Consider the following 15,599-nt stretch of genomic DNA (forward strand, 5'->3'; position numbering starts at 1 on the left):
GTATTACTCCATCATTCACGCCAGAAAGTCGGGGTAAAGAGCACCAGCAATGTAAAGACCTCGAGACGACCAAACAGCATGTTGGCAATCAGGATCCATTTAGCCACCGGGTTCATACTGGTAAAGTTATCAGCAACCACGCCAAGCCCTGGCCCCAGGTTATTCAATGTTGCAACAACCGAGGCAAAGGCAGAAAAGTCATCCACGCCCGTGGCGATAATCGCCAGCATACTGACAATAAACACCAATGCATAGGCGGAGAAAAATCCCCAAACGGCTTCGAGGATACGTTCCGGCAGTGCGCGATTCCCCAGCTTAATGCTATAGACGGCGTTCGGATGCACCAGTCGTTTCAGCTCACGGTTCCCCTGCTTAAACAGCAGCAGGATGCGGATCACTTTCAGGCCACCGCCCGTTGACCCGGCGCAACCGCCGATAAAAGCTGAACATAAAAGCAGTACCGGCAAAAAGAGCGGCCAGCGGGCAATGCTGTCAGTTGTAAACCCGGCGGTTGTCGCCATCGACACCACCTGGAAAAACGCTTGGTTAATTGTCATCAGCGCCGAACTGTAGACATTATGAAACCACAGTACGAGTGTACAAATAACCACCAGTGAAAACTGTACGCCGATAAACATGCGAAATTCCGGATCGCGCCAATAAACCTTCAGACTACGCCCACTTAACAGTGAAAAGTGCAGACCGTAGTTACAGCCAGAGATCAGCAGGAAGATAGCAATGATAGTGTTAATAGTCGGGCTGTCGAAATAACCGATACTGGCATCATGTGTCGAGAAGCCGCCAATAGCGATGGTCGCAAAGCTATGGCCGATGGCATCAAAGGCATCCATTCCAGCAAACCACAACGCCAGCGCACAGGCGACGGTCAGCAAGACATAAATCAACCACAGGGTTTTCGCCGTTTCCGCAATTCGCGGGCGCATTTTGTTATCTTTCAGCGGGCCGGGCATTTCTGCGCGATAGAGCTGCATCCCACCCACGCCGAGGATAGGCAGTATCGCAACCGCCAGCACGATGATCCCCATACCGCCAAACCATTGCAGCATCTGGCGATAAAAGAGGATGGCATGAGGGAGCGAATCCAGCCCCACCAGCGTAGTGGCCCCCGTGGTGGTCAGGCCAGAGAAAGATTCAAAAAACGCATCGGTAATCGTGAGGTTCGGGCTTTCCGAGAAGATAAAAGGGAGCGCACCGACGCTACCCAGCACGGTCCAGAACAGCACCACTATCAGAAACCCCTCACGGGATTTCAGTTCGCCCTTCTCTTTGCGGTTCGGCCACCAAAGCATAGAGCCAATGGCGAGGGCGACAAAAAAGGTCTGGGTAAAAGCGCGTCCCGCTCCATCCCGGTAGATGAGTGCTACCAGCCCAGGGATAATCATGGTCCCTGAAAATAAGATGACCAGTAGTCCAACGATTCGGGTAATGGCGCGAAAATGCATCTCTGCCGCTTCCTTAGTTCTGCAAAACGAAGTGGGGATTATTCTTCAATCGCTAACAATTGCAATGAACCACGGCTAAAATCCGCCAGCTTTGCGGAAAATTCAGCCACTTTCGCCGCCGGAAGCGCCACCCGCAGCAGAACGAATGCCTGATAATCACTGTTGATAATTTTGCCGTCACACTGCCCCAGCAACGCTTCAATGCCGGTTAACTGACTATATTCACATTGCAAAGTATATTCGGTTAATGGTGTCTTGCGTTGGGTCGTTAGCTGGCGCAGCGCCTGATTCACGCCGCCGCCATACGCTTTCACTAACCCACCGGTGCCAAGCAATATGCCGCCGTAGTAGCGCACCACCACAGCGGTAATTTCCCCGACGCCGCTGCCCATTAGTTGGGCGAGCATCGGTTTACCTGCCGTTCCCGCCGGCTCCCCGTCGTCAGAGAAACCCAGTTGTTGAGAATCATCCGGCGCACCCGCCACCCACGCCACGCAATGGTGGCGGGCATCGGGGTGTTCTGCCCGCACCGATTCAACAAACGCTTTTGCCGCCTCAACGCCATCGGTATGCGCCAACAGCGTAATGAAGCGGCTCTTTTTGATCTCTTCAACGACCGTGACCGGTGCCGCAGGAATTAACCAGCTTTCCATCACGCCAGTTTCAGATCCCGGGTCATGTTTTCCACGTTGTTTTCGTGAATCACCACGTTGTCTTCGATACGAATGCCGCCGAACGGTTTCAGTGCTTCAATTTTCTGCCAGTTGAAGTGTTTGCTGAACTGCCCTTCACGCCACGGTGCCAGAAGCGATTCGATGAAGTAGATACCCGGTTCGATGGTTAACACCATGCCCGGCTGGAGAATACGGGTGCAGCGCAGGTACGGATATTTTGCCGGTGCCGCGAGGTGCGTACCGCTATCATCCTGCATAAAACCGGCTACGTCATGCACCTGCAGGCCCAGCGGATGGCCGATACCGTGCGGCATAAACGGTCCGGTGAGATCGTTTTCGACCATCGCTTCTTCACTCATATCGGTGATGATTTGATGTTTACGCAGCAGTTTGGCGATGCGCTGATGGAACTGGATATGGTAATCCACATAGCTGACGCCTGCTTTCATGGTGGCGATCAGCGCCAGTTGCTCATCATTTACGTCTTTCACCAGCTGTGCGTAGTCGTTGTCGCTTTTTGCCGACCAGGTACGGGTTAGATCAGCCGCATAGCCGTTATATTCGGCCCCGGCATCCAGCAGGAAGCTGCGCATCTCTTCCGGTGCCTGGTGGTCCAGTTTGGTGTAATGCAACACCGCAGCGTGTTCGTTAAGCGCCACAATGTTGCTATAAGGTACGTCGGTATCACGATGACCGGTCGCGGTCAGATAGGCAATGTTGATATCGAACTCGCTCATGCCAGAACGGAACGCTTCTTCTGCCGCGCGATGACCGTTGACCGCCATTTTCTGCGCTTCACGCATACAGGCCAGTTCGTACTCGGTTTTGAAGGAGCGATAGTAATGCAGGTAGTCGATCACCCCTTTCGGGTTGATATTGCTGGCCTCAATACCCAGTTGCAGCGCACGTTCTGGCACCGGACCGATATAACCGATATTGCCGCGCGCAGCAGGCAACAGACTACCAATGCCATCGGCTTTTGGCAGCGCGATCACTTCTACATCTTCAGTCCAGAAGGAGTTCGGCAGCGGTTCGACGTTGTGCCAGTAATCAACCGGCAGATAAAACCACAGTTTCGGCTTATTCACGCCATCCACCAGCAGCCAGCAGTTTGGCACCTGAGTTACCGGCACCCACGCTTTGAATTGCGGGTTCACTTTAAACGGATAGGGATGATCGTCGAGAAAAACGTTGAACAGTTCGCCGGAGTGAATAAGTAACGCATCCAGCTTGAAGCGCGCCAGCGCATCGCGAGTCCGTTCCTGTAAGGTAGCTATATGATTTTTATAGAGCGAGGCCAGTGATTCCATTTTTTACCCTTCTGTTTTTTTGACCTTAAGTCTCCGCATCTTAGCACATCGTTCATCCAGAGCGTGATTTCTGCCGAGCGTGATCAGATCGGCATTTCCTTAATATTTTATTTGCATATTTTTAACACAAAATACACACTTCGATGCATCTGGTACGACCAGATCACCTTGCGGATTCAGGAGACTGACATGCTTTACAAAGGCGACACCCTGTACCTTGACTGGCTGGAAGATGGCATTGCCGAACTGGTATTTGATGCCCCAGGTTCAGTTAATAAACTCGACACTGCCACCGTCGCCAGCCTCGGCGAGGCCATCGGCGTGCTGGAACAGCAATCAGATCTAAAAGGGCTGCTGCTGCGTTCGAACAAAGCAGCCTTTATCGTCGGTGCTGATATCACCGAATTTTTGTCCCTGTTCCTCGTTCCTGAAGAACAGTTAAGTCAGTGGCTGCACTTTGCCAATAGCGTGTTTAATCGCCTGGAAGATCTCCCGGTGCCGACCATTGCTGCCGTCAACGGCTATGCGCTGGGCGGTGGCTGCGAATGCGTGCTGGCGACCGATTATCGTCTGGCGACGCCGGATCTGCGCATCGGTCTGCCGGAAACCAAACTGGGCATCATGCCGGGCTTTGGCGGTTCTGTACGTATGCCACGTATGCTCGGTGCTGACAGTGCGCTGGAAATCATTGCCGCCGGTAAAGATGTCGGCGCGGATCAGGCGCTGAAAATCGGTCTGGTGGATGGTGTAGTCAAAGCAGAAAAACTGGTTGAAGGGGCGATGGCGATTTTACGCCAGGCCATTAACGGCGACCTCGACTGGAAAGCAAAACGTCAGCCGAAGCTGGAACCGCTAAAACTGAGCAAGATTGAAGCCGCCATGAGCTTCACCATCGCTAAAGGGATGGTCGCGCAAACGGCGGGGAAACATTATCCGGCCCCCATCACCGCAGTAAAAACCATTGAAGCTGCGGCCCGTTTTGGTCGTGAAGAAGCCTTAAACCTGGAAAACAAAAGTTTTGTCCCGCTGGCGCATACCAACGAAGCCCGCGCACTGGTCGGCATTTTCCTTAACGATCAATATGTAAAAGGTAAAGCGAAGAAACTCACCAAAGATGTTGAAACCCCGAAACAGGCCGCTGTGCTGGGCGCAGGCATTATGGGCGGCGGCATCGCCTACCAGTCTGCGTGGAAAGGCGTGCCGGTTGTCATGAAAGATATCAACGACAAGTCGTTAACCCTCGGCATGACCGAAGCCGCGAAACTGCTGAACAAGCAGCTTGAGCGCGGCAAGATCGATGGTCTGAAACTGGCTGGCGTGATCTCCACAATTCACCCAACGCTCGACTACGCCGGGTTTGACCGCGTGGATGTTGTGGTAGAAGCGGTTGTTGAAAACCCGAAAGTGAAAAAAGCAGTGCTGGCAGAAACCGAGCAGAAAGTACGCCCGGATACCGTACTGGCGTCTAACACTTCAACCATTCCTATCAGCGAACTGGCCAACGCGCTGGAACGTCCGGAAAACTTCTGCGGGATGCACTTCTTTAACCCGGTCCACCGAATGCCGTTAGTAGAAATTATTCGCGGCGAGAAAAGCTCCGACGAAACCATCGCGAAAGTCGTCGCCTGGGCGAGCAAGATGGGCAAAACGCCGATTGTGGTTAACGACTGCCCCGGCTTCTTCGTCAACCGTGTACTGTTCCCCTATTTCGCCGGTTTCAGCCAGTTGCTGCGCGACGGCGCGGATTTCCGCAAGATCGACAAAGTGATGGAAAAACAGTTTGGCTGGCCGATGGGTCCGGCATATCTGCTGGATGTTGTGGGCATTGACACCGCGCATCACGCCCAGGCTGTCATGGCAGCAGGCTTCCCGCAGCGGATGCAGAAAGATTATCGCGATGCCATCGACGCGCTGTTTAATGCCAACCGCTTTGGTCAGAAGAACGGCCTCGGTTTCTGGCGTTATAAAGAAGACAGCAAAGGTAAGCCGAAGAAAGAAGAAGATGTCGTCGTTGACGACCTGCTGGCAAAAGTGAGCCAGCCGAAGCGCGATTTCAGCGAGGAAGAGATTATCGCCCGCATGATGATCCCGATGGTCAACGAAGTGGTCCGCTGTCTGGAAGAGGGCATTATCGCCACTCCGGCAGAAGCGGATATGGCGCTGGTCTACGGCCTGGGCTTCCCTCCGTTCCACGGCGGCGCGTTCCGCTGGTTGGACACCCTCGGCAGCGCAAAATACCTCGATATGGCACAGCAATATCAGCACCTCGGCCCGCTGTATGAAGTACCGGAAGGTCTGCGTAATAAAGCACGTCATAACGAACCGTACTATCCCCCGGTTGAGCCAGCCCGTCCGGTTGGCGACCTGAAAACGGCTTAAGGAGTCACAATGGAACAGGTTGTCATTGTCGATGCAATTCGCACCCCGATGGGCCGTTCGAAGGGCGGTGCTTTTCGTAACGTGCGTGCGGAAGATCTCTCCGCTCATTTAATGCGTAGCCTGCTGGCGCGTAACCCGGCGCTGGAAGCAGCGGCCCTCGACGATATTTACTGGGGTTGTGTGCAGCAAACGCTGGAGCAGGGTTTTAATATCGCCCGTAACGCGGCGCTGTTGGCAGAAGTGCCGCACTCTGTCCCGGCGGTGACCGTCAATCGCTTGTGTGGTTCATCCATGCAGGCACTGCATGACGCGGCACGAATGATCATGACCGGCGATGCGCAGGCATGTCTGGTTGGCGGCGTGGAGCATATGGGCCATGTGCCGATGAGTCACGGCGTCGATTTTCACCCCGGCCTGAGCCGCAATGTCGCCAAAGCGGCGGGCATGATGGGCTTAACGGCAGAAATGCTGGCGCGTATGCACGGTATCAGCCGTGAAATGCAGGATGCCTTTGCCGCACGGTCACACGCCCGCGCCTGGGCCGCCACGCAGTCAGGCGCATTTAAAAATGAAATCATCCCGACCGGTGGTCACGATGCCGACGGCGTATTGAAGCAGTTTAATTACGACGAAGTGATTCGCCCGGAAACCACCGTGGAAGCCCTCGCCACACTGCGTCCGGCGTTTGATCCCGTCAGCGGTACGGTAACGGCGGGTACATCTTCTGCGCTTTCCGATGGCGCAGCTGCCATGCTGGTGATGAGTGAAAGCCGCGCCCGTGACTTAGGTCTTAAGCCGCGCGCCTGCGTGCGTTCGATGGCGGTTGTGGGTTGTGACCCATCGATTATGGGTTATGGTCCGGTTCCGGCCTCGAAGCTGGCGCTGAAAAAAGCGGGGCTTTCTGCCAGCGATATCGGCGTATTCGAGATGAACGAAGCCTTTGCCGCGCAGATCCTGCCGTGTATTAAAGATCTCGGGTTAATGGAGCAGATTGACGAGAAGATCAACCTCAACGGTGGCGCGATCGCGCTGGGTCATCCGCTGGGTTGTTCCGGTGCGCGTATCAGCACCACGCTGCTGAATCTGATGGAGCGCAAAGACGTTCAGTTTGGTCTGGCGACGATGTGTATCGGTCTGGGTCAGGGTATTGCGACGGTGTTTGAGCGGGTTTAACCACTTGCCGGATGCGGCGTGAACGCCTTATCCGGTCTACCGATCCGGCACCAATGTAGGCCTGATAAGACGCGCCAGCGTCGCATCAGGCATCGTGCACCAATTGCCGGATGCGACATAGATCTAAATGCCACTGAATAAAGTTTTAGTTGCCGTTCTTCCCGCCTGTCAGGGGCGGGTTTTTTTATATCTCAGATAAATGCAAACGCATCGCCAAACAGGCGATCTTCCCGCGCATTACGCTCGCTGCAAAACAGGTCACGGGCAATTTTCGCCATCTCAAAACGTCCGGCAATATAGATATCATGCTCTGCCAGCGTACCATGATCCTGCAATACCGCCGTTAACACGGTGCCAGTACGCCCACGCCAGCCCGCTTCCGGTTGTTCAACCACCGGCACCACTTGTAGACCAGGATGCTTCAACGAAAGCGCCTCAAGCTCGCAGAGATCATACAGATGCTGCTCTTCACGCCCGCCCCAGTAAATGGTGATATCACGGTTTGGGTTACGCGCCAACGCTGTCAGCAAAATCGAGCGGGCATAAGAGAACCCGGTGCCGCCCGCAATCAAAATCATCGGACGCTCTTCATCATCGCGCAGCCACGCTTCTCCGTGGGGAATATCGACCACGATTTGATGATCTTTGAGGATGCGGTCCATGACTGCTTTCGCGTAAAGGTTGATTTCAGAAGCGCCAATATGCAGCTCGATAAACCCTTTTTCATCTGGCGTCGAAGCCATTGAGAACGGACGTTTGTCGCGCTCATCCATCACTACCATCAAATACTGACCAGCACGAAAAGAAAAGGCCGCGTCTGGCACGATGCGGACACGATATACGGTATCCGTGATAGCTTCTACCGAGGTCACTTTACAGCTTAAGGTTGTCATGCGCTTTCTCTGTCGGATCGATAAATAGGGCAAAACAAACGCGCATCAGGCGCTTTTACCGTTGTTAAAAATAGCCAGTTCATCCCAAATGGCGTCAATATGCGCGACAACATCTGGATCTTTTTTGATGGGACGTCCCCATTCACGCTGGGTTTCACCCGGCCATTTATTCGTGGCATCCAGCCCCATTTTTGAACCCAGCCCGGAGACAGGCGAGGCAAAATCCAGATAATCAATAGGCGTATTTTCTACCAGAACAGTATCCCGCGCCGGGTCCATACGGGTGGTAATCGCCCAAATCACATCGTTCCAGTCGCGGGCGTTGACGTCATCATCGCAAACGATCACAAATTTAGTGTACATAAACTGGCGTAAGAACGACCAGACGCCCATCATGACGCGCTTCGCGTGTCCGGCGTACTGTTTTTTGATCGTCACTACCGCCAGACGATAAGAACAGCCTTCCGGCGGCAGATAAAAATCGACAATTTCCGGGAACTGTTTTTGCAGAATCGGCACGAACACTTCGTTCAGTGCTACACCCAGTACCGCAGGTTCATCTGGCGGACGCCCGGTATAGGTGGAATGATAAATCGCATCTTCACGCTGGGTAATATGCGTCACGGTAAATACCGGAAAACTATCGACTTCGTTATAGTAACCGGTGTGGTCGCCATACGGCCCTTCCGGCGCAGTTTCGCCTTGTTCGATATACCCTTCCAGCACAATCTCCGCACTGGCGGGCACTTCAAGGTCATTGGAGATACACTTCACCACTTCGGTCTTGGTACCGCGCAGCAATCCGGCAAACGCATACTCTGAAAGCGTATCCGGAACGGGGGTGACTGCACCGAGAATCGTGGCAGGATCGGCACCCAGCGCCACAGAAACCGGGAAACGTTCGCCCGGATGCGCCGCACACCACTCCTGATAATCCAACGCGCCGCCGCGATGCGACAGCCAGCGCATAATCAGTTTGTTTTTACCAATTAGCTGCTGGCGATAAATGCCCAGATTCTGCCGCTCTTTATGCGGGCCGCGCGTTACGGTGAGCCCCCAGGTAATCAGCGGCGCGGCATCTTCCGGCCAGCAGGTCATAATGGGAATGCGATTGAGATCGACGTCATCGCCAGAGACGATTTTTTGTTGGCAGGGTGCACCACGCAGTCGCTTTGTCGGCATGTTCAATACTTGCTTAAACTGCGGCAGTTTATCAAACAGGTCGCGGAAACCTTTTGGCGGCTCCGGCTCTTTCAGAAACGCCAATAATTTACCAACTTCACGCAGCGCCGAAACATCTTCCTGCCCCATGCCCATCGCCACGCGCTTTGGCGTACCGAACAGGTTGCACAGCACCGGCATTGAGTAGCCTTTAGGGTTTTCGAACAACAGCGCAGGCCCACCGGCACGCAAAGTGCGGTCAGCAATTTCAGTGATTTCCAGGTGCGGATCCACCGGGAGCGTGATACGTTTTAGCTCACCCTGCTGTTCAAGCAGCGTCAAGAAGTCGCGTAAATCGTTATATTTCATGGCGTCCATTGTAGCCTCTTAATCTGCGCCCATTATACGGCGTTCATCTTTGCGATGCTGTAAATTTGTTAAATTAGCGTGAACTCTGACGGTATAACGCAAACCGGGGAATATAATTAACTTAGCGTAAAGCTTTTGCTATCCTTGCGCCCCGATTAAACGGATAAGAGTCATTATGCAATCCTGGTATTTACTGTACTGCAAGCGCGGGCAACTTCAACGTGCCCAGGAACACCTCGAAAGACAGGCTGTGAATTGCCTGGCACCGATGATCACCCTGGAAAAAATCGTGCGTGGCAAACGTACTGCAGTCAGTGAGCCATTGTTCCCCAACTACTTGTTTGTGGAGTTCGATCCGGAAGTGATTCATACCACGACTATCAACGCGACCCGTGGTGTCAGCCACTTCGTGCGCTTTGGCGCGTCGCCAGCGATAGTCCCATCGGCGGTGATTCATCAGTTATCAGTGTATAAACCGAAAGATATTGTCGATCCATCGACGCCGTATCCTGGTGATAAAGTGATTATTACTGAAGGCGCATTCGAAGGTTTTCAGGCCATTTTCACCGAGCCCGATGGCGAGGCTCGCTCCATGCTATTGCTTAATCTTATTAATAAAGAGATTAAGCACAGTGTGAAGAACACCGAGTTCCGCAAACTCTAAAACGCAATCCCAAACAGTGTTTTGACATTGGCATCCGTGGTGGCAGCCAGCCATGCGGCATCTTCTCCACGCCAGTGCGCAATACGTTGCAAAATATGGGGCAGATGGGCTGGCTCGTTGCGCCGGGATGATGGCTTTGGCGTGAGATCGCGAGGGAGCAGATACGGCGCATCAGTTTCGATCAGCAATTTCTCCGCCGGAATCAACGGCAACAATTTCCGCAGCTCCAGCCCGCGTCGTTCATCGCAAACCCAACCGGTAATGCCGATATAAATTCCACGCGCCACGCACGCCTGCATCTCTTCGCGTGTGCCGGTAAAGCAATGAAGAACCGCACCAGGCAGTTTATCCAGCCACGGCTCCAGCAATGTCATAAACCGCTCGTGGGCATCGCGACAGTGCATAAATACCGGCATGTTTAATTCTGCGGCAATGCGTAGCTGGGCAACAAAAGCGAGTTCCTGCTCTTCCGGCGTCGAAAAGTTGCGGTTAAAGTCGAGACCACATTCACCAATCGCCACCACTTCTGGCTGCGCGGCCAGCTCAATAATCGCTTCTTCAGTCACAGCTTGCCACTGGCTGCTGTCGTGAGGATGTACGCCCGCCGTTGACCAACAGGACGAATACTGACGCGCCAGCTTTTGCGCCTGCTGGCTTTCACGCAGATTGGTACCGGTGATGAGTAGCCCATTAACTCCCGCGTCAAAAGCGCGCGCTACAACATCATCACGGTCTTTCGCAAATTGCGAGCTGGTCAAATTAACGCCGATATCAAACATCCTGTACTCCATATGACAACCGCCCTGACGGGCGGTTGAATTTATTCTTCAGTTTTTTCGCTTTCTGCTTCAGCGTCGTTTTCCTCTTCCCGGTTTCGCCCTTTACCAACGTAAAAGCGTGAGAAGAAGACACCGATTTCAAACAGGCAGTACATAGGGATCGCCAACAGCGTTTGCGAGAAGACATCCGGCGGCGTCAGCAACATCCCGACAACGAATGCACCAACCAGCACATACGGGCGTTTTTTGCGTAAGTCTTCTGGCGAGGTAATCCCCATCCAGCACAGCAGCACAATTGCCACCGGCACTTCAAAGGAGACACCAAACGCCATAAACAGCGCCATAACGAAGCTTAAATAGCTCGCGATGTCGGTGGATACCTGTACCCCTTCCGGCGCGGTATTGGCAAGGAAGCCAAATGCCAGCGGAAAGACCACAAAGTAGGCGAACGCCATGCCGATATAAAACAGCAGAGAGCTGGAAACCAGCAGCGGCACCACCAGGCGACGTTCATGCTTATACAGCGCTGGGGCGATAAACGCCCACACCTGATAGAGAATCACCGGCGCTGACAGAATCAGCGACACCATAAAGGTCAGCTTGATCGGCGTAAAGAACGGCGAGGCCACGTCGGTGGCGATCATCGTTGAACCTTGCGGCAACTGCTTGATCAATGGCGCGGATACCAGGTGATAGATGTCATTGGCGAAATAGACCAGACACAGGAATATCACGATCACCGAGATAATGCAGTTCAGCAGACGCTTACGCAGCTCAATCAGATGCGTGATAAGCGGTTGAGTATCTTCTACAGACATGTTTACGGTTTATCACTCGACGAAGGGGAAGGTGCAGCGGTTTTCGGTTCAGCGTCCGCAGCAGGTTTTACCACCGGCTCTGGCGTAGTTTCTGGCTTCTGTTCCGGCGAACTGGCCTGCGTTTGTGCAGCAGCAGGCGTTACGCCTTCATGCGCAGTTTCATTGTCTTTCACCACCGGGTTATGGATGGTGTGCGCTTCATCGCTCGCCTTTTCAGGATCGTTTGCAACGTAGGAACGCTTCATCGACTCCGCAGCCTGGCGTAATTCATCCATCGACGCTTTCAGTTCGGGCGTCAGGTTAGTGAGGCTCGCCTTTTCAACCTTTTTCAGACTGTCCTGAAACTCCTGGAGTTTTAACTCCTGGGTCAGTTCGTTCTGCACCGTTGTCGCCAGTGAACGCAACGCGCGAATCCAGCCCGCTACCGTTTTTACCGCCACAGGCAGTCGTTGCGGCCCCAGAACGACGAGGCCGATGATGAACACCAATAGCAGTTCGCTAAAACCGATATCAAACACAGATTACACCTGCTCTTTATCGTGGCGCTTCGCGTCTTCTGTTTTAGCCTGTTCCTGATTCGTATCCGCCTGCTTATCGGCGATAGTTTTCGCAGTAAAATCAGCATCCTGGCTGGTTTTATCCTGCTTTGGTTCATCATCGCTCATTGCTTTTTTAAAGCCTTTGATCGACGCACCAAGATCGGAACCGATGGAGCCGAGCTTTTTGGTGCCAAAAAGCAGTACAACGATGACGGCAATAATCAATAACTGCCAAATACTGATACCACCCATACATGTTCCTCTGTGGTAGATGATGATTAAACAAAGCCGCATTATACGTTACACGGCCCGCCTTGAGCGATGAAAAAATCAGCGTGTTTTGCGCCAACCGACAAACCAGGCGATCAGACCACCTGCCATTAACCAGCCGGGCATCAACCCCCATTCAGGTCGGCTGACCAACAAGAATGTGCCACTTAATACTAACGTAGCGCCAATTCCGAGAAAATAACGCGATTGTCCCTGACGTACATGATTTGACTGAAGCTCGCGGGCAATCTTATCAACACTATGCTGTAAATACTTGCCCTGGCGCAAACTGTCGTAAACCAGTTCGGGCAGTTCTGGCATTTTTTCGACCCAGAACGGCGCTTTTTCTTTAAATGCTCTCACCAGCGCAGGAATACCGACCTGATCTTTAATCCACGACTCCAGGAAAGGCTTCGCCGTTTTCCATAAATCGAGTTGCGGATAAAGCTGGCGTCCTACCCCTTCGACGTAGAGCAGGGTTTTCTGGAGTAACACCAGTTGCGGCTGCACTTCCATATTGAAGCGACGCGCCGTATTAAACAGATTTAACAGTACATGTCCAAACGAAATTTCGGCCAGCGGTTTCTCAAAGATAGGTTCACAGACCGTACGAATGGCAAATTCGAACTCTTCAACGTTGGTATCTGGTGGCACCCAACCAGAATCGACGTGTAGCTCTGCCACTTTGCGATAGTCGCGATTAAAGAAGGCGATAAAGTTTTCCGCCAGATAGCGTTTATCTTCTTTGTTTAGCGAGCCAACAATCCCGCAATCAATGCCGATATATTTCGGGTTTTCCGGGTGTTCATAGCTTACGAAGATGTTGCCAGGGTGCATATCAGCATGGAAAAAGCTGTCGCGAAAGACCTGAGTGAAGAACACCTGCACGCCGCGTTCCGCCAGCAATTTCATGTTGGTGCCGTTTTTCTCCAGCGTCGCAACATCAGACACCGGAATGCCGTAAATACGCTCCATCACCATCATCCCTTCACTACAATAGTCAGGGTAAACTTCCGGGATGTAGAGCATCGGGCTGTCTTCAAAATTGCGTCGAAGCTGAATGGCGTTGGCAGATTCCCGCAGCAAATTCAGTTCATCAATCAAGGTCTTTTCGTACTCGCGCACCACTTCGGTTGGGCGCAGACGGCGACCATCCGGCAGCAAACGCGGCACCCAGCGAGCCAGACGGTAGATAAGTTTCAGATCCGCTTTAATGACCGGCAAAATATCCGGGCGGATAACTTTAATCACCACCTCTTTACCATTCGATTTCAATCGCGCGGTATGAACCTGGGCGATAGAAGCAGAAGCCAGCGGCTTGATTTCAAAATCGTCAAACCACGCTTCTACCGGCAAGCCGCCCATTGCAGCTTCAATCTGCTGCTTCGCCAGCTTGCCATCAAACGGAGCGACTTTGTCCTGCAATAACGCCAGCTGATCGGCAATATGCGGCGGAAAAAGATCGCGGCGGGTTGATAACATCTGCCCGAACTTGATCCATACCGGTCCCAGTTCTTGCAGGGCCAGTCGTAGTCGCTCACCTAAAGGTTTGTCTTTATGCCGATTTGGCATCCAGAATAATGAGTATCGCCATAGCCGTAGCGGCAGGGTGATACGCATTTTGGGGATCAGTTCATCAAGTCCGTAGCTTAAAAAAGTGCGAATGATGAAATATAGGCGCCGTACTTCACCTGGCGTCATTTAGCCTCCAGTTTTTCCAGCCGTTTGGTCAGGGCATCAACAGCACGCTCGACGGCAGCCGTCTCTTCCGCAAACCAGGCCACTTCAAGCGGACCGGGTGCCATACGCCACTCTTCAGTAATGGCTTCCGCCACATAACATTGCTGGCGCTTAATGCCGTGATGCAGGAACTTTGCGCCTCCGCGCAGGGCTTTGCTGATACCTTCAGCGGCGATATCACCGGTATAAGGGGCCAGCAGTTCCGCAGGGTCGAACTCTGCCAGATCTGCCAGCGCAACGAAGTTTTGCACCACCTGAATATCACCCTGCACTTCCAGCTCACCACTGCGAATCAGTGCGGCAAGCTGCTGGCGATCGCGAAGTTTCGGCAACACGCTGGCGTAAGCGATAACGGTGCAGTCAGCATCGCCTGCCCATTCGCCCAGTACATCGACCTGGCGTTCGCTGAACACCAGAATCAATGACGTCGAAAAGCCTTTTACCTCCACGCGCAGCACTTTGCCCAACAGACGCGAGCGGGCCGTTTTCAGCGCGGGTGAGCGATACAGGAAGGTGTTGAGCAGACTTTCAATTCCTGCCGTCACTAAAGGTTTAAAAGGCATTTCCGGTCTCCTGTCAGAACTTATAACCACGATGCAGCGCCACAACCCCTGCCGTCAGATTGTAGTAGTCGACACTTTCGAATCCGGCATCCTGCATCATGGTTTTCAGGGTATCCTGATCGGGATGCATACGGATGGATTCTGCCAGATAACGGTAGCTGTCGGCGTCGTTCGCGACCAGTGAGCCAATACGCGGCAGCACATGGAAGGAGTATGCATCATAGGCTTTGCTCAGCGGCTCGATAATTGGCTTCGAGAACTCAAGTACCAGCAGGCGGCCGCCGGGTTTCAGCACGCGATACATTGAACGCAGTGCTTTATCTTTGTCGGTGACGTTACGCAGACCAAACGAAATGGTGATGCAATCAAAGGTGTTATCCGGGAACGGCAGCGCCTCAGCGTTCGCCTGAACATACTCAACGTTGCCAATCACACCGATATTACGCAGCTTCTCGCGGCCCATTTTGAGCATGGATTCATTGATATCAGCAAGGACCACTTTGCCAGTTTCTCCGACCAGGCGAGAGAATTTCGCTGTCAGGTCGCCGGTGCCACCAGCCAGATCCAGCACGGTCTGCCCACGGCGTACGCCGCTGCAATCAATCGTGAATCGCTTCCACAAACGATGAATACCGAATGACATCAAATCATTCATGACATCGTATTTTGATGCCACGGAATGGAAAACGTGGGCGACCATATCCGCTTTTTGTTCCTTCGCGACGGTCTGAAAACCAAAGTGCGTCGTTTCTTGTGACTTATCCACCATCTCAATGCCTGCTCATCAAAAAATTGTTCCAGAAG

At 53.1% G+C, this 15,599-nt stretch carries 15 protein-coding genes; 3 read left to right on the forward strand and 12 right to left on the reverse strand.

All coding sequences use genetic code 11. The features are described from left to right. Window positions 1-11: 11 nt before the first annotated feature. From trkH to pepQ, 3 genes are read right to left on the reverse strand one after another with little or no spacing between them, the layout of a single operon-like run. Window positions 12-1,463, reverse strand: coding sequence for a Trk system potassium transporter TrkH (trkH, locus tag HBM92_RS23675; RefSeq protein WP_000545665.1), 1,452 nt, complete (start codon window positions 1,461-1,463; stop codon window positions 12-14). 38 nt (window positions 1,464-1,501) lie between these two features. Further along, window positions 1,502-2,116, reverse strand: coding sequence for an IMPACT family protein (locus HBM92_RS23680; RefSeq protein WP_001295262.1), 615 nt, complete (start codon window positions 2,114-2,116; stop codon window positions 1,502-1,504). Further along, complete coding sequence (gene pepQ, locus HBM92_RS23685) at window positions 2,116-3,447, reverse strand: Xaa-Pro dipeptidase (RefSeq protein ID WP_000444545.1); 1,332 nt, start codon at window positions 3,445-3,447, stop codon at window positions 2,116-2,118. Before pepQ ends, HBM92_RS23680 begins: the two co-directional genes overlap by 1 nt. A 189-nt stretch (window positions 3,448-3,636) precedes the next feature. Between pepQ and fadB the strand changes: the two genes are divergently transcribed. After that, window positions 3,637-5,826: a fatty acid oxidation complex subunit alpha FadB gene (gene fadB / locus HBM92_RS23690; RefSeq protein ID WP_000965959.1), complete on the forward strand. Its 2,190-nt coding sequence runs from the start codon at window positions 3,637-3,639 to the stop codon at window positions 5,824-5,826. Between the two features lie 9 nt (window positions 5,827-5,835). Then, window positions 5,836-6,999: an acetyl-CoA C-acyltransferase FadA gene (gene fadA / locus HBM92_RS23695; protein WP_000438745.1), complete on the forward strand. Its 1,164-nt coding sequence runs from the start codon at window positions 5,836-5,838 to the stop codon at window positions 6,997-6,999. Window positions 7,000-7,190: 191 nt separating this feature from the next. On the opposite strand, the gene fre is transcribed toward fadA, so the two are convergent. Next, window positions 7,191-7,892, reverse strand: a complete 702-nt coding sequence (gene fre, locus HBM92_RS23700) for an NAD(P)H-flavin reductase (RefSeq protein WP_000209826.1) — start codon at window positions 7,890-7,892, stop codon at window positions 7,191-7,193. Window positions 7,893-7,937: 45 nt separating this feature from the next. Beyond that, window positions 7,938-9,431: a 4-hydroxy-3-polyprenylbenzoate decarboxylase gene (gene ubiD, locus HBM92_RS23705; RefSeq protein WP_000339804.1), complete on the reverse strand. Its 1,494-nt coding sequence runs from the start codon at window positions 9,429-9,431 to the stop codon at window positions 7,938-7,940. Window positions 9,432-9,597: 166 nt separating this feature from the next. Between ubiD and rfaH the strand changes: the two genes are divergently transcribed. Next, entirely contained in the window at window positions 9,598-10,086 is a 489-nt protein-coding gene (rfaH, locus tag HBM92_RS23710) for a transcription/translation regulatory transformer protein RfaH (RefSeq protein ID WP_001192400.1), read from the forward strand. Here the strand turns inward: rfaH and tatD are convergent. The 7 genes from tatD to ubiE all read right to left on the reverse strand — a co-directional run bounded on the left by tatD (window position 10,083) and on the right by ubiE (window position 15,564). Next, complete coding sequence (tatD, locus tag HBM92_RS23715) at window positions 10,083-10,865, reverse strand: 3'-5' ssDNA/RNA exonuclease TatD (protein ID WP_001350349.1); 783 nt, start codon at window positions 10,863-10,865, stop codon at window positions 10,083-10,085. The genes rfaH and tatD overlap by 4 nt on opposite strands. Window positions 10,866-10,906: 41 nt before the next feature. Further along, window positions 10,907-11,683, reverse strand: a complete 777-nt coding sequence (gene tatC, locus HBM92_RS23720) for a Sec-independent protein translocase subunit TatC (RefSeq protein WP_000109949.1) — start codon at window positions 11,681-11,683, stop codon at window positions 10,907-10,909. Window positions 11,684-11,685: 2 nt separating this feature from the next. Further along, window positions 11,686-12,201, reverse strand: a complete 516-nt coding sequence (gene tatB / locus HBM92_RS23725) for a Sec-independent protein translocase protein TatB (protein WP_000459600.1) — start codon at window positions 12,199-12,201, stop codon at window positions 11,686-11,688. Window positions 12,202-12,204: 3 nt separating this feature from the next. Continuing rightward, window positions 12,205-12,474 (reverse strand): Sec-independent protein translocase subunit TatA, encoded by a 270-nt coding sequence (tatA, locus tag HBM92_RS23730; protein WP_001295260.1) that lies wholly within the window; start codon window positions 12,472-12,474, stop codon window positions 12,205-12,207. Window positions 12,475-12,552: 78 nt separating this feature from the next. Then, the gene (gene ubiB / locus HBM92_RS23735; RefSeq protein WP_000187545.1) at window positions 12,553-14,193 is read right to left on the reverse strand and encodes a ubiquinone biosynthesis regulatory protein kinase UbiB; all 1,641 of its coding nucleotides are present in this window, start codon (window positions 14,191-14,193) and stop codon (window positions 12,553-12,555) included. Further along, window positions 14,190-14,795, reverse strand: coding sequence for a ubiquinone biosynthesis protein UbiJ (gene ubiJ, locus HBM92_RS23740; protein WP_001305365.1), 606 nt, complete (start codon window positions 14,793-14,795; stop codon window positions 14,190-14,192). Before ubiJ ends, ubiB begins: the two co-directional genes overlap by 4 nt. 13 nt (window positions 14,796-14,808) lie before the next feature. Beyond that, window positions 14,809-15,564 (reverse strand): bifunctional demethylmenaquinone methyltransferase/2-methoxy-6-polyprenyl-1,4-benzoquinol methylase UbiE, encoded by a 756-nt coding sequence (ubiE, locus tag HBM92_RS23745; protein WP_000227959.1) that lies wholly within the window; start codon window positions 15,562-15,564, stop codon window positions 14,809-14,811. Window positions 15,565-15,599 lie beyond the last annotated feature (35 nt).

The organism is Escherichia sp. E.sYA108, assembly GCF_011754335.1.
GTDB classification, from domain to species: domain Bacteria; phylum Pseudomonadota; class Gammaproteobacteria; order Enterobacterales; family Enterobacteriaceae; genus Escherichia; species Escherichia coli.